General features: G+C 78.9%; 16 protein-coding genes and 1 pseudogene. 8 read left to right on the plus strand and 9 right to left on the minus strand.

Translation table 11 applies throughout. The annotated features are described in order from the left end of the window. A pseudogene (locus tag EJA20_RS05205) lies at positions 1 to 1,175 on the minus strand (hypothetical protein); the annotation flags it as partial. 89 nt (positions 1,176 to 1,264) lie between these two features. On the opposite strand from EJA20_RS05205, the gene EJA20_RS05210 reads away from it, so the two are divergent. The 3 genes from EJA20_RS05210 to EJA20_RS05220 all read left to right on the plus strand — a co-directional run bounded on the left by EJA20_RS05210 (position 1,265) and on the right by EJA20_RS05220 (position 4,067). Then, complete coding sequence (locus EJA20_RS05210; protein WP_129337109.1) at positions 1,265 to 2,593, plus strand: S8/S53 family peptidase; 1,329 nt, start codon at positions 1,265 to 1,267, stop codon at positions 2,591 to 2,593. Positions 2,594 to 2,742: 149 nt separating this feature from the next. After that, positions 2,743 to 2,940: a hypothetical protein gene (locus tag EJA20_RS05215; RefSeq protein ID WP_129337110.1), complete on the plus strand. Its 198-nt coding sequence runs from the start codon at positions 2,743 to 2,745 to the stop codon at positions 2,938 to 2,940. Then, positions 2,940 to 4,067 carry a peptidoglycan-binding protein gene (locus EJA20_RS05220; RefSeq protein WP_129337111.1) on the plus strand — a complete coding sequence of 376 codons (1,128 nt, stop codon included), beginning with the start codon at positions 2,940 to 2,942 and terminating at the stop codon, positions 4,065 to 4,067. The genes EJA20_RS05215 and EJA20_RS05220 overlap by 1 nt, the downstream gene beginning before the upstream one ends. Before the next feature lie 83 nt (positions 4,068 to 4,150). Here the strand turns inward: EJA20_RS05220 and EJA20_RS05225 are convergent, their stop codons facing one another. Together EJA20_RS05225 and EJA20_RS05230 are read right to left on the minus strand one after the other, a co-directional pair. Further along, complete coding sequence (locus EJA20_RS05225; protein WP_129337112.1) at positions 4,151 to 5,419, minus strand: D-arabinono-1,4-lactone oxidase; 1,269 nt, start codon at positions 5,417 to 5,419, stop codon at positions 4,151 to 4,153. Between the two features lie 76 nt (positions 5,420 to 5,495). Then, positions 5,496 to 6,728: an AGE family epimerase/isomerase gene (locus tag EJA20_RS05230; RefSeq protein WP_129337113.1), complete on the minus strand. Its 1,233-nt coding sequence runs from the start codon at positions 6,726 to 6,728 to the stop codon at positions 5,496 to 5,498. A gap of 277 nt (positions 6,729 to 7,005) precedes the next feature. Between EJA20_RS05230 and EJA20_RS05235 the strand changes: the two genes are divergently transcribed. Continuing rightward, positions 7,006 to 7,926, plus strand: a complete 921-nt coding sequence (locus EJA20_RS05235; protein ID WP_129337114.1) for a diacylglycerol/lipid kinase family protein — start codon at positions 7,006 to 7,008, stop codon at positions 7,924 to 7,926. Positions 7,927 to 7,965: 39 nt separating this feature from the next. On the opposite strand, the gene EJA20_RS05240 is transcribed toward EJA20_RS05235, so the two are convergent. Further along, positions 7,966 to 8,637 (minus strand): hypothetical protein, encoded by a 672-nt coding sequence (locus EJA20_RS05240; RefSeq protein ID WP_129337115.1) that lies wholly within the window; start codon positions 8,635 to 8,637, stop codon positions 7,966 to 7,968. Then, positions 8,634 to 9,353: a CDP-alcohol phosphatidyltransferase family protein gene (locus EJA20_RS05245; protein WP_205687373.1), complete on the minus strand. Its 720-nt coding sequence runs from the start codon at positions 9,351 to 9,353 to the stop codon at positions 8,634 to 8,636. Before EJA20_RS05245 ends, EJA20_RS05240 begins: the two co-directional genes overlap by 4 nt. 152 nt (positions 9,354 to 9,505) lie before the next feature. Between EJA20_RS05245 and yidD the strand changes: the two genes are divergently transcribed. Further along, positions 9,506 to 9,871, plus strand: a complete 366-nt coding sequence (gene yidD, locus EJA20_RS05250) for a membrane protein insertion efficiency factor YidD (protein WP_240675068.1) — start codon at positions 9,506 to 9,508, stop codon at positions 9,869 to 9,871. 245 nt (positions 9,872 to 10,116) lie between these two features. Here yidD and EJA20_RS05255 read toward each other — a convergent pair whose 3' ends face one another. From EJA20_RS05255 to EJA20_RS05270, 4 genes are all read right to left on the minus strand, one after another. Then, positions 10,117 to 11,109, minus strand: coding sequence for a CbiX/SirB N-terminal domain-containing protein (locus EJA20_RS05255; protein ID WP_205687374.1), 993 nt, complete (start codon positions 11,107 to 11,109; stop codon positions 10,117 to 10,119). Continuing rightward, positions 11,106 to 12,212 carry a uroporphyrinogen-III synthase gene (locus EJA20_RS05260; RefSeq protein WP_129337145.1) on the minus strand — a complete coding sequence of 369 codons (1,107 nt, stop codon included), beginning with the start codon at positions 12,210 to 12,212 and terminating at the stop codon, positions 11,106 to 11,108. The genes EJA20_RS05255 and EJA20_RS05260 overlap by 4 nt, the downstream gene beginning before the upstream one ends. A 68-nt stretch (positions 12,213 to 12,280) precedes the next feature. Further along, positions 12,281 to 13,519 (minus strand): uroporphyrinogen-III C-methyltransferase, encoded by a 1,239-nt coding sequence (gene cobA, locus EJA20_RS05265; RefSeq protein WP_129337116.1) that lies wholly within the window; start codon positions 13,517 to 13,519, stop codon positions 12,281 to 12,283. 200 nt (positions 13,520 to 13,719) lie between these two features. After that, complete coding sequence (locus tag EJA20_RS05270) at positions 13,720 to 14,805, minus strand: SDR family oxidoreductase (protein WP_129337117.1); 1,086 nt, start codon at positions 14,803 to 14,805, stop codon at positions 13,720 to 13,722. A gap of 310 nt (positions 14,806 to 15,115) precedes the next feature. Here EJA20_RS05270 and EJA20_RS05275 point away from each other — a divergent pair, with 310 nt between their 5' ends. The 3 genes from EJA20_RS05275 to EJA20_RS05285 are packed head-to-tail and all read left to right on the plus strand — an operon-like array spanning position 15,116 to position 17,849. Beyond that, a complete protein-coding gene (locus tag EJA20_RS05275) occupies positions 15,116 to 16,045 on the plus strand; it encodes an ABC transporter substrate-binding protein (RefSeq protein ID WP_129337118.1) in 930 nt (309 codons plus the stop codon). A gap of 5 nt (positions 16,046 to 16,050) precedes the next feature. Next, positions 16,051 to 17,031: an amino acid ABC transporter permease gene (locus EJA20_RS05280; RefSeq protein ID WP_240675069.1), complete on the plus strand. Its 981-nt coding sequence runs from the start codon at positions 16,051 to 16,053 to the stop codon at positions 17,029 to 17,031. Continuing rightward, complete coding sequence (locus EJA20_RS05285) at positions 17,028 to 17,849, plus strand: amino acid ABC transporter ATP-binding protein (RefSeq protein WP_129337119.1); 822 nt, start codon at positions 17,028 to 17,030, stop codon at positions 17,847 to 17,849. Before EJA20_RS05280 ends, EJA20_RS05285 begins: the two co-directional genes overlap by 4 nt.

Below are 17,849 nucleotides of genomic sequence, written 5' to 3' on the forward strand. Positions count from 1 at the left end.
CCGCGGCCGGCCGCCAGGGCGAGGCGACCGGCGAGCAGGCGCGCCTCCAGCGCGGGCACCTGCCAGCCCGCCCGCTCGAGGCCCAGGGCCGCGCGCCGGCACTGGGCGGCGGTCACGGGCCGGCCGCCCGCCACGAGGGCCTGCAGACGGGCCCACCGCGCGAGCACCACCCACTCGCGCCGGCGCTGCGCGGCCAGGGTGCGCAGCGCGCGGTCGGCGGCGGCGAGGGCGGCGTCCACGTCCCCCTGCACGAGGGCGACCGTCGACAGCAGCAGGTGCGCCTCCGGCGCGTGGTTGCCGCGGCCGTCGCGCGCGTCCGCCGCCACCGCCGCCTCCGCCGCGGCCCGCGCCTCGTCGACGAGCCGCACGGACAGCAGCAGCTCGGCGTGGTCGGCGAGCACGGACCCCAGCGGCAGGCCGAGCGCCTCGAAGCGCGACCGCGCGCGACCCAGGTGGTGCAGCGCCGTCGGCACGTCCCCGCGCTGGGAGGCGACCCAGGCGAGGTTGTGCTCGACGATCGCGGCGGGCACCCGCAGGCCGTGCTCCGCGCACAGCCGCCCGGCGGCCCGCAGGTCGGACTCGGCGGCCGTGAACTCCCGGCGGGACGCGTGCAGCAGGCCGCGGTTCGACAGGGCCCGGGTCTGCCAGGTGGCGTCGCCGGCACGACGGAGCACCGGCAGCGCGCGCCGGACCTCGCGCAGGGACTCGTCGAGCCGGCCGAGCTCCTGCAGGATCGCCGCGTGCTGCGTCCGGGCGCGGGCGGCCGCGACCCCGTCCAGCTCGGCGACGGCCGTGCTGATGGCCCGCAGCGCGGCGCCGGGGCGCCCGCGCAGGAGCAGGGCGGACGCCAGGCTCATGCGCGCCTCCCCCCGGGCCCGGGCGTCGTGGCCCCGCCCGCCCGCCGCGACGGCGGCCCGCAGGTGGGCGACCGCCTCGTCGAGACGGGCCTGCTGCATCGCGGCCACGCCCAGGGCGCGCTCCGCGACGCACACCGCGTCCCAGCGGCGCGCCGCCCGGGCGAGCGCCGCCACCCGGGTCGCGAGCGTGCGCGCCGCCGCGGGGTCGTCGCCCGCGAGGCGCAGCGCCTCCTCGGCGTCGGCCCGGACGGCGTCGCCGGCCGTCGGAGGCGTGCTGGACGTGCGGGCGGAGCGGGGCGCGTCGTCGGGTGCCGCCACGCCGCCTCCCCCCGTGCCGCGCACCCCTGCCGCCGGCCCCGCCCCCGGTGCCATAGTGGCGCCCCGACCGCTCGTCCTCCGGGGGCATCATGGCTGCACCGCGCACGCCCGCAGAAGCCCCTGCGGCCGACGGGACGTTCGACCTCCTCGTCGCCCTCGAGCACGCCCGGCTCGTCCAGGGCCTGCTCGCGGGGTGGGACGCACGGGACGTCGTCGCCACGCCCTCCGCCGACCTGGGCCTGGCCCGTCTCGTCGGGCGGCTGCCGGGGCGCGGCGCGCCCGGCGGGTCGCCGAGGGGGACGTCGGCCGGCGCGCCGGCGGCGGACCCCACCGTGGCCGTCCTCGCGCGGCTGCGGGCGCACTGCGCGGACCGCTACGCGGGCTGGGTGCCGACCCTGGGGCGGAACCGGCTCGTCGGGCACGTGACGGGCGGCGGCGGCACCGTCTCGCACGGCGGCGGCCCCGCACCGGTCCCCGCCCGGCCCCCGGCCCGCGGGCTCGCCGCCCGGGGCGTCGCGCCCGGGGCCGGCGCGGGGCTCACGGTCGGCGTCCTCGACACCGCGCTCGTCCCCCACCCCGCGCTCACCGGGGCGGTGCTCGGCCGCGTCCCGGAGGACGTCGTGGCGCCGGGCACCGCGCACCGCACGGCCCGCCCCCACGCCGCGGGCCACGCGACCTTCGTCGCCGGCCTCGTGCTGCGGCAGGCGCCGGGGGCGACGGTCCGCGTGCGGCGCGTGCTGGACGACGAGGGGCGCGCCCTGTCGTGGGACGTGGCGAACGCGGTCGTGGCGCTGGGCCGCAGCGGCGTGCAGGTCCTCAACCTCTCCCTCGTCTGCACGACGGAGGACGGGCGTCCGCCGCTGGGCCTGGCCGCCGCCGTCGACCGGCTCGACCCCGACGTCCTCGTCGTCGCCTGCGCGGGCAACCACGGGGCGGCCGGCGACGGCGACGGCGACGGCCCCGTCGGCGGTCCCGGCGGTCCCGGCGGTCCCCCTCCGGCGTCCGACGCGCGGCGGCGGCCCGCCTGGCCCGCCGCCCTCGACGACGTCGTGGCCGTCGGTGCCGCGCGCCGGCCGGCGGCCCGGCGGGGCCCGGGCGGCGGCCGGGGCGCCCCCGTGCCGTCCCCCTTCACGCCCCCGGACGCGCCGTGGATCGACGTCCTCGCGGACGGCGAGGACCTCGTGAGCACCTACCTCAGCGGCCCCGACCCCGCCGGCGGCGCACCCTTCCGCGGCTGGGCCCGCTGGAGCGGCACGTCGTTCTCGGCGGCGCTGGTCGCGGGGCGGGTCGCCGCCCGGGCGGCGGAGCTCGGGGTCCCGCCGCGCGCGGCGCTCGCGGACCTGCTGGCGGGGGCGGCCGTCGACGGCACGGGCCCGGAGCAGGGGGTGCCGGCGCCGCCGTTCCTCGCGCTGGGGTAGCCGGGGGCGGCCCTGCGGCGGTGCTCGGGCGCCGGGCCGACCCGCGCGCGGACGGCGGGCCGCGGGTATCAGGCGGCCCCGCGGCGGCTCCGGGCAGCGAGAGCGCTGCACCAGCGCCGCACACCACCGACCGCGGAGGAGTGATCACGGTGGACCCCACACCTGCGCAGGAGGTCCCCGGCACGGCGGGGCCCGTCACGACACCCGAGCCGGCCGCGTCCGGGGGCGGGGCGGTCGCCGACGCGTCCAGCCCCCGGGACGCGGAGCTGCTGGAGAGCACCGTCTTCCCCGAGGACGAGTTCCCGCTGCCGGACCAGACGCCCGCCGACCTCGGCGGGGGTGCGTGATGGTCGCGACGGCGGACGCGGTGGTGGCGGCCGCCGCCTCGCAGATCGGCTACTTCGTCCGCCCGGGCGGGGTGACCAAGTTCGGGTCCTGGTACGGCCTGCCGCAGGGCCAGTGGTGCGCGATGTTCGTCTCGTGGTCGGCCAACGAGGCGGGGGCGCTGGACATCATCCCCAAGCACGCCTACACGCCCTCCGGCGTCGCCTGGTTCCAGGCGCGCGGGCGCTGGCACGGCGGCCCCGCCGGCATCCGCCGCGGCGACGTCCTCTACTTCGACTTCCCCGGCGGCCCGCGGCGGGTGTCGCACGTCGGGCTCGTGGAGTCCGTGGCCGCGGACGGCTCGGTGCTGACCATCGAGGGCAACACCGCGGGCCCCGGCGGCGAGCAGCGCAACGGCGGCGCCTGCCTGCGCAAGCGGCGCCGGTCGTGGATCGTCGGCTACGGGCGCCCCGACTACGCGGGCGGCGGCGGGGCCCCGGTGCAGGCGCAGGGCGTCTCGGCCGACCACCTCGCGCGGGGGCACCGGGGTGCGGCCGTCTCGGAGCTCCAGCGGCGCCTGGCCGCGCTCGGCCACGACCTCGGTCCCGCGGGCGCCGACGGCGACCTCGGCGCGCGCACGGAGGCGGCGCTCGTCGCCTTCCAGCGCTCGGCCGGCCTCGAGGCCGACGGCGTCTACGGCCCGCGGACCCGGGCGGCGCTGGAGGCCGCGACGTCGGCCGCGGCCGCACCGGCGCCGACCCCCGCGGCCGGGCTCGCGCTCGACGGCGTCCGCGGCCCCCGGACCGTCTCCCGGTGGCAGGAGGTCATGGGCACGCCGGTCGACGGCGTCCTGTCCCGGCCGTCCGCGGTCGTCGCGGCGGACCAGCGCTTCCTCAACGCGTCGGTCCCCGCGGCCGACATCGCCGCCCTGACGGGGAAGCCCGCCCTGGTGGAGGACGGCGACGAGGGGCCGCGCACGGCCACGGTGCGCCAGCACCGGCTGCGCGCCTGCGTCGACCCGGCGCTCCAGCAGCTCCTGCTCGGCGGCCCGCTCGCGGTCGACGGCGTGCTCGGCCCGCAGACGCACACCCTCCACCAGGCCGCCCTCAACCGCGCCACGCCGGGCTCGGGGACGTACGGCCCCGCCTGAGACCCGACCGCCCGCAGGACGGCCGCCGGACCTCGGGGGCCTGCGCGGTCGGGCGCCCGGGGGCGGGGTGCCCGACCCGCCCGTCAGGCGGGCAGGAGCCCGTGCCGCCGGACGAGGTCCCCCGCGAAGCGGCCGGCCGGGTCGAACCGCGCCGCGAGGGCGCGGAAGTCGTCGAGCCGCGGGTACAGGCGCGCGAGGGCGTCCGGCGCGCCGGCCCCCTCGAGCGTGAAGACCTTGCCCCAGTGCGGGCGCGGGTCGAAGGGCGCCAGGGCCGCCTCGACGACGGGCAGCAGGGCCGCGAGGTCCTCGGTGCGCTGCTGCCAGGTGAAGTGCAGCGCGACGCTGTCGCGGCCGGACGCGGTCGACAGCCACAGGTCGTCGGCGGCCACCGTGCGGACCTCGGCGACGAGGAGCAGCTCCGCCAGCCGCGGGCCCAGCGCCCGCAGCGCCGTGAGGGCGGCCACGGCGTGCTCGCGCGGCACGAGGTACTCCGACTGGATCTCGGCGCCGTGGCTCGGCGTGAACTCCATCCGGAAGTGCGGCAGGCGCGCGTGCCAGGGGCCGGGGACGCCGAGCTGCTGCGTGGCGCTCGTGGCGTCGCCGCCGTCGATGGGGTGGACGGCGTGGTCCGCCGGGGCGACGCCGAGCACGCGCTCCCCCGGCCGCCACCCCGCGTCGAGCCGGCTCTTGCGCCACACCTGCGCCACGGTCGGGCCGGCGTAGTCCGTGAAGAGGCTGACGCTCGTCGCGCTGCCGGTGACCTCGTCGAGGTGGGTCAGGACGTCGTCCCACGGCACGTCCAGGTGCACCTCCTGGGCCACCTCGTAGGTGGGCTCGACGGCGAGGGTCACCGCGTGCACGACGCCGATCGACCCGAGCCCGACGACGGCGCCCGGCAGGTCCGGGTCGTCGGCGCCGATCTCGCGCAGGTGCCCGTCCCCGGTGACGAGCTCGAGCCCGCGCACCACGGCGGCGAGGTTGCGGGTGCGGTCGCCCGACCCGTGCGTCGCGGTGGCGACCGCCCCCGCCACGGAGATGTGCGGCAGCGAGGCCATCGTGTGCAGCGCGAAGCCCGCGGCGTCGAGCACCGGGGCCAGGTCCCCGTACCGGACGGGGCCGGCGACCCGCACGGTCCGCGCGGCCGCGTCGACGTCGACGGAGGTCGGCAGGGCGTCGAGGCGGACGAGCGCGTCCGTGTCCACCAGGTCGTTGAAGGAGTGCCGGCTGCCCACGGCCCGCACCCGGGGCTCCGCGGCCACGGCGGCCTGGAGCTCCTCGAGCGTGCGGGGCGCGTGGACGCGCGCGGCGCGGTAGGTGTGGTTGCGGGCCCAGGTCGTCAGCGGCGTCGGCACGGGCACACTCTCGCACCCGGTCCCGCGGGGCGACGAACCGCGGCGCGGCGGCCGCCCGGGTCGTCCCGCGGACGACTCAGCGCAGGAGGCCCGCCGCGAGCGCGGTCGGGGCCGTCGGGGCCAGCGGCAGGCGCTGCAGCAGGACCGCGTGCACGGAGTGGTACAGGTCGGGGCGGCCCGGCCAGACCGTCCCCGCCGGGCGGTTCTGCCCGTCGAGCTCGTGCTGCCAGGACCCGTCCTCGCGGACGAACACCGCGAGCGCGTGGTCCCACCACCGGCGGTACCACGCCTCGTAGCGCGGGTCGTCCGTGACGGCGCCCAAGGCCGCCGCGGCGCCGATCGCCTCGGCGAGGACCCAGTGCATGCGCTGGCGGACCACGGGGGTGCCGTCCCAGTCCGTCGTGTAGACGAACCCGTCGGCGCCGTCCGCCGCCCAGCCGTCGGCCACGGCCCGGTCGAACAGGCCCACCGCGCCCTCGAGCAGGGCGTCGGGGGCGGCGTCGCCGAGGGCGGCCCGCACGTGCAGCGCGAGGCGGGCCCACTCCAGGCCGTGGCCGACGGTGGCGCCGTAGGGCTCGAAGGGGTGGTCGGGCTGGTCCCGGTGGTGCTCGAGCTGCGGGGCCCAGCCCGCGTCGAAGTGCTCGGGGATGCGCCACCCGTTGCCGGCCGCCCAGCCCAGGACCGTCGCCGTGATGCGCGCCGCCCGCTCGCGCCACACCGGGTCGCCCGTGGTGTCCGCCGCGCTGAGCAGCGCCTCGACGCTGTGCATGTTCGCGTTGACCCCGCGGTAGCCGGAGACCTCGGACCAGTCCTCGGAGGCGGAGTCCAGGTGCAGGCCCGGGCCGTCCTCCCAGAAGCGGCGGTCGAGGACGTCCAGCGCCTCGTCGAGCAGGGCCCGGGCCCCGGGCACGCCGGCGACGGTCGCGCTGGAGGACGCGAAGACGACGAAGGCGTGGGCGTAGGCGGCCTTCGTGCCGTCCCGGCCCTCGGGCCCGACGGAGGCGTACCAGCCGCCGTGCTCGCCGTCGCGCAGCGGGCCGCGCAGCCCGTCGAGGGCGGTCGCCGCCAGGGGGCCGGCCCCGGGCAGCCCCGCGAGGTGGCCGAGGGCGTAGACGTGCGCCATGCGGGCGGTGACCCACGTGTGCACCGGCCGCGACAGGTCGGGCGCGCCCTCGTCGTCGAGGTAGGCGGCCCCGCCGTCGGGGTGGGGGAACCTCCGGCCGAAGCGCAGCTGGAGCGCCAGCTGCTGCGCCAGCCAGGCCCGGTGGTCCGGCCCCTCGACCCATCGCGCACGCCCCGCCTGGCCCATGGTCCGTCCTCCTCGCCTCGTGCGACCGCTCCGTCGCGTGTCCGCCGCCGGCACCGTCGCGTGCTCCGTCCGCCCGACGGGCGCCGTCGTGCCCCGGGCGCGGCGTCCTGCCGCGGACCGGGCGCCGCCCATCCTGCCGTGCGGCGGGCGCTCGGCGCGCGCACAGGCCGGGCACGGCCCACGGCGTGCCCGGCGCCGGTAGCGTCCGGGGCGCCGGCGTCGCGCGTGTCGCCGGCGACCCGCCCGCCCACCGCACGGGACGACCGGAGGCGCACCGATGACGACACCGCTGGCCGTGCCGCGGCCCCGCGAGGCCGTCCTGCTCGTGAACGTCCGCTCGCGCCGCGGCGCCGCGCTGCACGGGCAGGTGCGCGCGATGCTCGAGGCGCGCGGGGTCGTCGTCACGGCGGAGCACCTCGTGCGCGACCCCGCCGGGGAGCTGCCGACGCTGCTCCCCCGCGTCCTGGCCGCCCGTCCCCCGCTCCTCGTGGTCGGCAGCGGCGACGGCACCGTCGCGAGCATCGTCGACCACCTGGCGCGCACCGACACGGTGCTGGGCTACCTGCCGCTGGGCACGACGAACAACTTCGGGCGCAGCCTCGGCCTGCCGCTGCGGCTGCGCGACGCCGTCGACGTGGTGGCGGGCGGCGAGGTGCACGCCGTCGACCTCGCGCGGGCCAACGGCGACTGGTTCGCCAACCTCGTGAGCATCGGCATCTCCGGCGAGGTGGCCGGGCGCACCCCGCACGCCCTCAAGCGCCGCATCGGGCGGGCCGCCTACGCCGTGACCGCGGGCCGGGCGCTCGTGCGGCACCGCGCGTTCACCGCCGAGGTGCGCAGCGGCGACCTCACCTGGCGCTTCCGCACCCACCAGCTCAACGTCGCCAACGGCGGCGTGCACGCCGGCACCGCCATCGCCGCGGACGCCGGCATCGAGGACCGGCTCCTCGTCGCCTACGCGCTCGGGGGGCCCTCGCGCCTCTCCGCGGTCGGGGCCACCGTCCACCAGGCCCTGACGCCGTGGCAGCCCATGGCGCGCAAGGGCTACCTCACGGGCACGGAGTTCCACGTGTCGACGGACCGCCCCCTGGCCCTCGACGTGGACGGCGAGATCACCGGCACCACGCCCGTGCACGTGACGCTGGCCGCGGAGGCCCTGCGGGTCCTGGTCCCCGCGCGCCGGCCCGGCCCCCGCTGACCCGTCCGGTCGCCGGGGGCGGCGGCGGCGGCCCGCGACCTACCCGTGGCCGAGGAGGCCGCCGGCCCAGGCGGGCACGAGGGCGAGGGTCGTGAAGCGGACGGCCCGGCCGACGAGGCAGGCGGCGGCGAAGGTGCGCACGCCCAGGCGCGAGGCCCCGGCGTAGGCGGCCACCGCCAGCAGGGGCGGGATCCCGATCGCGCCGCTGGTCACGACCACGGCCGGACCCGCGCGACCGTCGAGCAGGGCCAGGGCGGAGCGGTGGACCACCGCCAGGCCGCGCCGGGCCCCGGTGAGGGCCGGGGCGGCCCGCCGGCGCGCCCGGGCCAGGGGCCCCTCGCCCCGGGTGCGGTCCGACCGCCGGCCGCCGGCCCCGCCCGCGGCGTCCGCTCCCGGAGGCACGCCGTCGTCGCCCGGGGCGGGACGTCCGGTCCCGGCCGCGGCCACGACGGCACGGCGGCGCCGGGCGAGCAGCCGGTCCCACGGGCGGGCGCCGGCCGCCGAGCGGACCGACAGCACCAGGAGCACCTTGCCGACGGTCTGGCCGCCCGCGGTGCCGAGCGCCGCCGCGAGCGCGACCGTGCCCGGCTCCGCGACGGCCAGCGACAGGACGTACGCCTCGGCGGGCAGGAACGGCGTGACGGCGGAGACGCACCCGACGACGAGGCCCGTGAGCAGCGCGAGGACCGCCGGGACGAGGTCGGCGCTCACCCGGCGGCGGGGGCCGTGACGGCGCCGGGGTCGGCGGCGCGGGCGGGCACGGACGCCGGCCGCCCGCCGGTGCCCAGGTGGGCGCGGGCCGGGCGGCGCGGCGGCGCGGTCGCCGGGTCCCGCAGCAGGCGGACCACCCGCGCCAGCGAGAACGCCTTGACCAGCAGCACCGTCGTCGCCACGGCGACCGCCGGCCGCTGGTCCGGCACGAGCACGACGAGGAGCACGAGCAGCATCGTGTTCGTCGCCTTGGCCGCCGGGTGCCAGTTGAGGCGGTGCACGAGCGGGTCCACGAGCGCGAAGTAGTTCGGCGAGAGCACGGGCCAGCGCAGGGGCAGCAGGGACAGCACGAGGTCGACGACGGCGAACTGCACGAGGAAGACCGCGACGGGCCAGGGCGCGGGCACGAGCGCGGCGACGAGGAGGACGCACGGGACGGTGTTGACCCGGTCGCAGACGACGTCGAGCACCGCCCCGACGCGGGTCTCCTCACCGCGACGGCGGGCGACGGCCCCGTCGGCGACGTCGCCGATCCAGTACACCGCGTAGGCGAGGACCAGCAGCGGCCACGAGCGCAGCGCGGCCGCCGGGACGACGAGGGCCAGCGAGCCGACGGTCCGGGCCAGCGTGACGGCGTTCGCCGCGGTCCGCAGCGTCCGCCGGTCCTCGCAGGCGCACCCGCGCAGCCCGCACCTGTCGTCCCGCCCCTGCGCCATGCCGGCCGACGGTACCGGCGGGTCCGCGTCACCGGCGGCAGGACGCCCCCCTGCGGACGTGCTCGTCGCGGACGGCGTGGTCCCGCGGTTGCCGTCGGCGGCGACGTCGGTAGCGTCGTCGCCCACCCGACCCCTCACCCCGGGAGCGTCCGATGCCGCAGTCCCTCCGACCCGCCGTGGGCGCGGCCCTCGCCGCCGTCGCCGGCCGGCGCCCCTCCGCCGGCCCCCGGATGGACGGGCCCGGCGTCGGCGCCCGGATCGCCGACGGCCTCGTCGCGGGCTACCAGCGCCGGGTCTCGCCGCACAAGGGCTGGTCCTGCGCGCACCGGGTCGCCCACGGCGGGGACTCCTGCTCCGGCGCGGTGCGCGGGTTCGTGCGGCGGCGCGGGCTGCGGGGGGCGGTGGCGCCGACGGTCGCGCGGTTCGTCGCCTGCGCGGCGGCGGCGCGCCTGCTCCAGGCGTCCGACGTGCGGGGCGTGTGCTGCTGCGGGCCGATCCCCATCCCGTTCCGGTTCTGACGGACCGTCCCCGGACCGTCGCGGACCGTCGCGGACCGTCCGGGCGGTCAGTCCCAGTAGGGCGGGAGCTCGTCGTCGACGAGGACGCCCGTGCGGGCGAGGGCGTCGGCGAGTGCGGCGGACAGGTCGGGGGCCAGGGCGGGTGCGCTGCTCATGCCCCCATGATCGACGCCCGCCCGGCCGGACCTGAGGGACTCAGGTCCCCCGGCACGGATCCTCCACAGCCCCCGCCCGCCCTGCGCGGGTCACGGGCGCGGTCCCCCCACGGGGCGAGCGCCGGGCCGAGCGCCGGGCCGTCCGCCGGACCGGCCGCCCAGAGCCGCGACGCCGAGCGCCACGGCGGCGAGCGCCAGGGCCGGCGCCAGCACGCCCGTCACGCCGCGGCGCACCCCGGCGACGACGGCGAGGTCGCCGGCGGGGACGAGGACGGGGTCCGCGTCGGGCGCGTCCTCCGCACCGGCGCCGGCACCCCCCTCCGGGCCGCCCACGGACCGCCCCTGGTCGTCGGTCCCCACCGCCCGGGTTGCGAGCTCGGCCCGGGCGGCGTCGTAGCGGTCGAGCACGATCGCCGTCAGGCGCGGGTCCGGCGCCAGCGGGGCCGTCACCACGTCCGCCCCCGCCTCCAGCAGCCGGTCGAGGAAGTACCCCGGCGCGAGCAGGTAGGAGGCGACGACGACCCGGCCCCCCGGGACCAGTCCCTCCCGGGCCGCTTCGACGGCGTCCGGCACGCGCGGCCGGGCACCGGCGCCGTACGCGACGGCGACCGGTCGCCCGAGGCGCCGGGCCAGGGCGGCGCGCACGACCTGGACGGCCTCGGCCGCCGCCGCCACGCTCGAGCCCGCCGCGGCGAGCACGACGTGGTCCTCCCGCCGCAGGCCCACCGCCTCCAGCCGGTCCACCAGCACGTCGACGAGCCGCTCGTCGGGCCCCAGCGGCGCCGCGGCCACCGCGCCGGGCCGCGCGACGGCCTCGGCGATGTCGACGGAGGTGTGGAACCCCACGGACAGCAGCAGCGGCACGACCACCGCCTCGGGCGCGGCGGCGAGGGCACCGGCCACGACGTCGCCGACCTCGGGCGTCTGGACGTCGACGAACGCCTCGCGCACGTCGAGGTGGGGCCGGGCCTGCCGCACGGACTCGACGACCGAGCGCACCGCGGAGCGGCCGGCGAGGTCGTCCGTGCCGTGCGAGCAGCCGACCAGGGCCGGCGGCACGGGCCGCACCTGCGGGGTGGTCATGCGTCCTCCTCGAGCTCGAGCCGGTAGCCACGCTTGACCACCGTACGGATGAGGGCGCGGCTGCCCGTGGCCTCGCGGAGGCGGGCGATCGCCACCTCCGCCGCGTGCGGGTCCCGCGAGGCCCCGGGCAGCGCGGCCAGCACCTCGTCGCGCGGGACCACGCGCCCGGCGGCGCCGGCGAGCAGGCGCAGGACCTCCAGGCCCGTCGGGGTGAGGGCCAGCACCTGCCCGTCGAGCACGGCCGCGTTGCGGTGCACCCGCAGCGGCCCGGCGACGGTCCGCAGCGCCTGGAGCCCGCCGTAGTGCGTCACGACGGCGCGCACGAGCGAGCCCAGCCGGCCGCGGTCGGGCACGAGGGGCTGCACGCCCCGGTCGAGGAGGGGCCGGGCCGTCACGGGCCCGACGGCGGCCAGCACGAGCGAGCCGTCCGCGGCGCGCGCCCGCACGGCGTCGGCGACCCCCTCCGCGTCGGCCGCGGCGAGCCAGGCGGCGGTCGCGGGCGCCGACGTGAAGACGACGGCGTCGACCTCCCCCGCCGCCGTGGCGCGCACGGACGCCGCCACGACCTCGGGGTCCGGCGGCGGGCCCCAGCGGTACACGACGAGGGACCGCACCCGGGCGCCCGCGGCGGTGAAGGCGGCGTCGAGGCCGTCGTCGCCGGCGCCGTGGTGCTGCACGGCGATGTCCCGGCCGGCGACGCCCTCGTCGAGCAGCACCTCCGCGATCTCCGCGCTCGTCTCGGACTCCGCGACCCAGTCCGCCGTGAGGCCGGCCGCCTGGATCGCCCCGCGCGCCTTGGGGCCGCGGGCGATGATCCGGGCGCGGGACAGCACGGCGACGAGGGGCTCCGCGAGCCCGGCCGCGTCGGCGGCCTCGACCCAGCCCCGGAAGCCGATGCCCGTGGTGACGACGACGGTGTCCGGCGGGTCGGCCAGCAGGTCGCGGGTCGCCGCGACGAGGGCCGCGTCGTCCGTGTGGGGCACCATCCCGAGGGCCGGCGCGTGCCGGACGGTGGCGCCGCGCCGCATGAGCGCGGCGGACAGCTCGCCGGCGCGCCGGTCGGCCGTCACGAGCACGACGCACCCGGCGAGGACCTGGTCCATGGCCTCGCCGGCACGGGTGGGGACCGGGGCGGGGGCGGCCGTCGCCGTGCCGGGGCCGGGCGCAGCGGTCACCGGGACGCGACCGCCCCCGGGGCCGCGGCACCGGCGAGCAGCCCCTCCGCGGCGACCTCGCCGAGCACGACGACGGCCGGGGCGTGGACGCCCGCCCGCGCGGCCACGCCGACCACGTCGCCGAGCCGGGCGCGGGTGACCCGCTGGCCGGGCAGGGTGGCGTTCTCGACGATGGCGACCGGGGTGCCGACGTCGACGCCGCCCGCGAGCGCCTCGCCGACGAGGTCGGGCAGCACGGCGACGCCCATGAGCACCACGATGGTGAGCCCCCGCTCGCGCAGGCCGGTCAGCGCGGCGGCGCCCCAGCCGTCGTGCCCGTTCATGACGAGGAAGGCCCCCACCGTGCCGCGGTGGGTCAGCGGGATGCCGGCCGCCGTCGGCGCCGCCAGGGCGCTGGACACGCCCGCGACGACCTCGACGGGGACGCCGGCCTCCCGGCACGCGAGGACCTCCTCGCCGCCGCGCCCGAAGACGAAGGGGTCGCCGCCCTTGAGGCGCACGACGACGTGCCCGGCGAGCGCCCGCTCGACGAGGATCCGGTTGATCTCGCGCTGGGGCACGGGGTGGTGGCCGGGCTGCTTGCCGACGTCGACGACCTCGACGTCGGCGGGCAGCTCGTCGAGCACGCTCACGGGCCCGAGGCGGTCGGCGACCACGACGTCGGCCTCGGCCAGGGCGGCCCGGGCGGCGAGGGTGAGGAGCCCGGGGTCCCCCGGCCCCCCGCCGACGAGCACCACGCGCCCGTGGCCGGGACGCGCGGCGCGGCGACGGCGCAGGTCGGCGCCGCCGGCCTCGAGGTGCGCGGCGAGCGCGTCGCGCACCGCCACGGAGCGCCGCGGGTCCGCGACCGCGGTGGAGACCACGCCGAGCAGGACGTCGCCCTGGCGCGCGACCGCCGGCGTGCGCGCGGTGCCGCTCGCGACGTCCCCGGCGTGCACGCAGAAGACCCGGCGGTCCTCGGCCCAGCGCACCACGGCGGCGTCCGCGGCGGGGTCACCGGTCGCGGTGTGCACGAGCCAGGCCTCGTCGAGGTCGGCGGCCTCGACCCGGCGCCCCTCCCACCGCACGCGGCCGGCACGGACGACCTGGGCCAGCGCCTCGCAGAGGGCCGGGGCGACGACGAGCACGTCCGCGCCCGCCGCGAGCAGGGTCTCCGCGCGGCGCGCCGCCACGGGACCCCCGCCGGCGACGAGCACCCGGCGACCGGTGAGGTCCACCCCGAGCATCGCGGTCATGCCACCTCCTCGTCCGCACGCGCCGGCCCGGACGGGACCGACGGGGGTCACGGTACGAGGACCATGTTTCCGCCAGTGGCACGCGCAGGTCACCTCAGCGCAACGCGGACCTCACACGGCGCCGCGTCTCACGGTGAGGACGGCAGGTCAGGGCGCCGACGGGCGCGGGGAGAGGCCGCACCACGGGCTGCCCCCGCGCGTCACCGGCGACGCAGGAGGCCGACGGCGAGCGCGGTCGCCGTCCCGGCCGCCGCCGCGGCACCCGCGAGGACGCCGCGGTTGCGGTCCGCCCACACCTGCAGGCTGCGGTCCCGCGCGCGGTCGTCGAACGCCCCGTGCGCGCCGCGGTCACCGGGCACGGAGGCGTAGAGGTTCGGCCCCAGGTCGGGCTTGGCCTCGCCGGGGACCTGCTGCCCGGAGATCCCGTTGCGGGCGAGGTACCGGTCGAGCAGCGGCGCGGCGAACCGGTTGCCGAGGATCGTGTAGGCCGTGCTCGTCCCCACCCACATCGAACGGCGCGGGTGGCGGGCGACGTGCGCGACCGCCTCGGCGCCGACCTCGGGCTGGTAGATCGGCGGCACGGGCTGGGCCCGGTCGGGCAGGAGGTTCTTCAGCCAGTCGAACTGCGGGGTGTTGAGCGCGGGCATGTGCACCATGCAGACGCGGACGTGGCTGCCGGCGCCGAGCAGCTCGGCCACGACGGACTCCGTCATCCCCACCATGGCGTGCTTCGCCCCGCAGTAGGCCGACTGCGCGGGGATGCCGCGGTAGGCCAGGGAGCTGCCGACCTGCACCACCGTGCCGCGGTCGCGGGGCACCATCCGGCGCAGCGCCGAGCGGGTGCCGTTGACGAAGCCGAGGTACGTCACGGAGGTCGCCCGCTCGTAGTCCTCGGGCTCGACCTCGAGGAACGTGCCGAAGACACCCGTCATGGCGTTGTTCACCCAGAGGTCGACCGGCCCCAGCCGGTCCTCCACCGCGGCGGCGGCACGCTCCACCTGGGCGTGGTCGGCGACGTCGGTCGGCACCGCCAGCGCCCGCCGGCCGAGCGCGGCCACGTCGGCCACCGCCCCCGACAGCCCGTCCCGGCCGCGCGCCAGCACGGCCACGTCCCAGCCGTCCTGCGCCAGGCGCCGCACGATCGCACGGCCCAGCCCCGCGGAGCCACCCGTGACGACGGCCACGCCCCGCGGCCCGGGGGGCGCGACGAGGCTCTCGAGCGCGTCGCCGCCCGTGCCGGTGGTGCCGGTGGTGCCGTCCGTGCTGCCCGTGCTGCCCGTGGTCATCGCGCTGCCCCTCTCGCCGGGCGCCACGGCGGCGCCCGAGCCGATCCTGGGCGCGCCGCGCCGGCACCGCATCCGGTCGCGGCCCCGTCGCGCCGGGCCGCCCACAGCGCCGGGCGCCCGGGCTCGAGCCGTCCGGCGCGGCGGTGGCGCGCCGGGCGGGCGGACACCACGCCGTAACATCGCCGCGTTAGCGTCCCGGGCGGCCCGCCCACCCGGCGGCGGCTCCCACCCCCGGTCGGCCCGGGACGCCCCGCGCGTCGACGGCCGGTCACGGACACCGCGCCCGCCAGCGGCGCCCTGGAGGACACCCGTGCGCAGCACACCCCTCGCCCTCGTCCCGGCTCTCGCCGCGGCCTCGCTGCTCCTCGCCGCCTGCTCGGGCGAGCCCGCCGCCGACGGCGCCTCCTCCGGCGCCCCCGCCGCGGGCGAGGAGGTCGTGGGCTACGACGTCTCCGCCGTCGAGGCCGACGAGGAGCTCGCGGGCCTGCTGCCCGCCGACGTCGCCGAGGCCGGCACCCTCGTCGTCGGGTCGGACGCCAGCTACGCGCCGGCCGAGTTCATCGCCGAGGACGGGCAGACGGTCGTCGGGTACGACGTGGACCTCATCACGGCGGTCGCCGCCCGCCTGGGCCTGGAGGCGGACGTCCAGCCCGCGGACTTCACCGGGATCATCCCCGCCATCGGGTCGCGCTACGACGTGGGCATGTCGTCCTTCACGATCAACCCCGAGCGCCTCGAGCAGGCGAACATGATCAGCTACTTCGAGGCGGGCGAGGCCTACGCCGTGCAGGCGGGCAACCCCGAGGGCGTCGACCCGGAGAACCTCTGCGGGCTCGTCGTCGGCGTCCAGACGGGCACGGTCGAGGACGAGGAGCTCGAGGCGACCCTCATCCCGGAGTGCGAGGCCGCCGGCGACCCCGTCGAGCCGCTGCGCTTCGAGGCCCAGACCGACGTCACGACGGCGCTCGTCGGCGGCCGGGCCGACGTCATGTGGGCGGACTCGCCGATCATCGCCTACGCCGTGGAGCAGACGGGCGGCCAGCTCGAGCAGCTCGGCGACGTGTTCGCCAGCGCGCCGCAGGGCATCGTCGTGTCGCAGGACGACCCGGAGCTGACGGAGGCCGTGCAGGCGGCGCTGCAGTCCCTCATCGACGACGGCACCTACGGCGAGATCCTCGCGGCGTGGGGCAACGACGCGGGGGCCGTCGAGACCGCCGAGCTCAACCCGAGCGTGGGCTGACGCCCGTGAGCACCCCGCGGACGCCCGCCGGCGAGCCGGAGCGGATCCACGCGGTCCCCGTCCGGTACCCCGGCCGGTGGGTGTCCGCGGCCGTCGTCGCCGTGCTGGCCGCCATGGTCGTGCACGGCCTCGTCACGAACGACACGTTCGCCTGGCCGACCGTCGCCGAGTACCTGTTCAGCCCCAACGTCCTGCGCGGCGTCGGCTGGACGCTGGGGCTCACGGTCGGCTCCATGGTCATCGCCGTGCTGCTCGCGGTGCTGCTCGCGGTCATGCGGCGCTCGGACAACCCCGTCATGCGGGGCGTGTCGTGGACCTACATCTGGGTCTTCCGCGGCACCCCCATCTACACGCAGCTCGTGTTCTGGGGGCTGCTGTCGGTCCTGTACCCCGTGATCTCGCTCGGGGTGCCGTTCGGGCCGGCGTTCGCGGAGTTCGACACCCAGGACCTCGTCACCGCCGGGCGCGCCGCGCTGGTCGGGCTCGCGCTCAACGAGGCCGCCTACCTCGCGGAGATCGTCCGGGCCGGCCTGCAGAGCGTCGACCCCGGCCAGTCCGAGGCCGCCCGGGCCCTCGGCATGAAGGACCCCGCGATCCTGCGGCGGGTCGTCCTGCCCCAGGCGATGCGCGTCATCGTGCCGCCGACGGGCAACGAGACGATCTCCATGCTGAAGACCACCTCGCTGGTGCTGGCCGTGCCGTTCACCCTGGACCTGCAGTTCGCGACGAACGCCATCGGCAACCGCACCTTCCAGCCCGTGCCGCTGCTCATGGTCGCGGCGATCTGGTACCTGGCCGTGACGAGCGTGCTCATGGTCGGCCAGCACTTCCTCGAGCGGTACTACGGCCGCGGCTTCGAGGGCCACCGTCCCGCCGGCGGGCGCGGCCGGCAGGCCGCCATCAACGCGGCGCGGACGACGCCCGAGGCGCCCGTCGTCGACGACATGGGCCGCTCCACCGGCGGCCCCACCGGAGGCCCCGCATGAGCACCGCCGCAGCAGCCCCCGCCCCCGGCGCCGGCCCGACCGGCGACGTGCCGATGGTCCGCATGGAGGGCGTCCACAAGTGGTTCGGGCACGCCCACGTGCTCCGCGGCATCGACCTCGCCGTCCCCCGCGGGTCGGTGTCCGTCGTCCTCGGGCCGTCGGGCTCGGGCAAGTCGACGGCCCTGCGCTGCATCAACCAGCTCGAGGAGATCGGCGCGGGGCGGATCTTGGTCGACGGCGAGCTCATGGGCTACCGCGAGGGGGTGCGCCGCGGGGCACCCGCCCTGTTCCGGCTCCACCCGCGCCAGGTCGCGCAGCAGCGGGCCCGGATCGGCATGGTGTTCCAGCGCTTCAACCTCTTCCCGCACATGACGGCGCTCGGCAACGTCGTCGAGGCCCAGGTGCAGGTCCTGCGCCGCGACCGGGCCACCGCCCGGGCGCGTGCGCACGAGCTGCTGGACCGCGTCGGCCTGTCCGACCGCGTCGACCACTACCCCGCCCAGCTCTCGGGCGGTCAGCAGCAGCGGGTGGCGATCGCGCGGGCGCTCGCGATGGACCCCGAGCTCATGCTCTTCGACGAGCCCACCTCGGCCCTCGACCCCGAGCTCGTGGGCGAGGTGCTCGGCGTCATGCGGGACCTGGCCGCCAGCGGGATGACGATGGTCGTCGTGACGCACGAGATCGGCTTCGCGCGCGAGGTCGCCGACCAGGCGGTGTTCATGGCCGACGGCGTCGTGGTGGAGAGCGGCCCGCCCGGCGAGGTCCTCGTCGACCCCCGCGAGCAGCGCACCCGGGACTTCCTGGCCCGCGTCCTCTGA

It is taken from the genome of Cellulomonas endophytica (genome assembly GCF_004123805.1).
GTDB classification, from domain to species: Bacteria; Actinomycetota; Actinomycetes; order Actinomycetales; family Cellulomonadaceae; genus Cellulomonas; species Cellulomonas endophytica.

What these genes read in the sequence shown, in the direction of transcription:
- EJA20_RS05220 (WP_129337111.1), top strand. Translation starts at nt 2,940, where the DNA reads ATGGTCGCGACGGCGGACGCGGTGGTGGCGGCCGCCGCCTCGCAGATC.
- EJA20_RS05255 (WP_205687374.1), bottom strand. Translation starts at nt 11,109, where the DNA reads ATGACCACCCCGCAGGTGCGGCCCGTGCCGCCGGCCCTGGTCGGCTGC.
- EJA20_RS05270 (WP_129337117.1), bottom strand. Translation starts at nt 14,805, where the DNA reads ATGACCACGGGCAGCACGGGCAGCACGGACGGCACCACCGGCACCACC.
- yidD (WP_240675068.1), top strand. Translation starts at nt 9,506, where the DNA reads ATGCCGCAGTCCCTCCGACCCGCCGTGGGCGCGGCCCTCGCCGCCGTC.
- EJA20_RS05210 (WP_129337109.1), top strand. Translation starts at nt 1,265, where the DNA reads ATGGCTGCACCGCGCACGCCCGCAGAAGCCCCTGCGGCCGACGGGACG.
- EJA20_RS05235 (WP_129337114.1), top strand. Translation starts at nt 7,006, where the DNA reads ATGACGACACCGCTGGCCGTGCCGCGGCCCCGCGAGGCCGTCCTGCTC.
- EJA20_RS05245 (WP_205687373.1), bottom strand. Translation starts at nt 9,353, where the DNA reads ATGGCGCAGGGGCGGGACGACAGGTGCGGGCTGCGCGGGTGCGCCTGC.
- EJA20_RS05260 (WP_129337145.1), bottom strand. Translation starts at nt 12,212, where the DNA reads ATGGACCAGGTCCTCGCCGGGTGCGTCGTGCTCGTGACGGCCGACCGG.
- cobA (WP_129337116.1), bottom strand. Translation starts at nt 13,519, where the DNA reads ATGACCGCGATGCTCGGGGTGGACCTCACCGGTCGCCGGGTGCTCGTC.
- EJA20_RS05285 (WP_129337119.1), top strand. Translation starts at nt 17,028, where the DNA reads ATGAGCACCGCCGCAGCAGCCCCCGCCCCCGGCGCCGGCCCGACCGGC.
- EJA20_RS05230 (WP_129337113.1), bottom strand. Translation starts at nt 6,728, where the DNA reads ATGGGCCAGGCGGGGCGTGCGCGATGGGTCGAGGGGCCGGACCACCGG.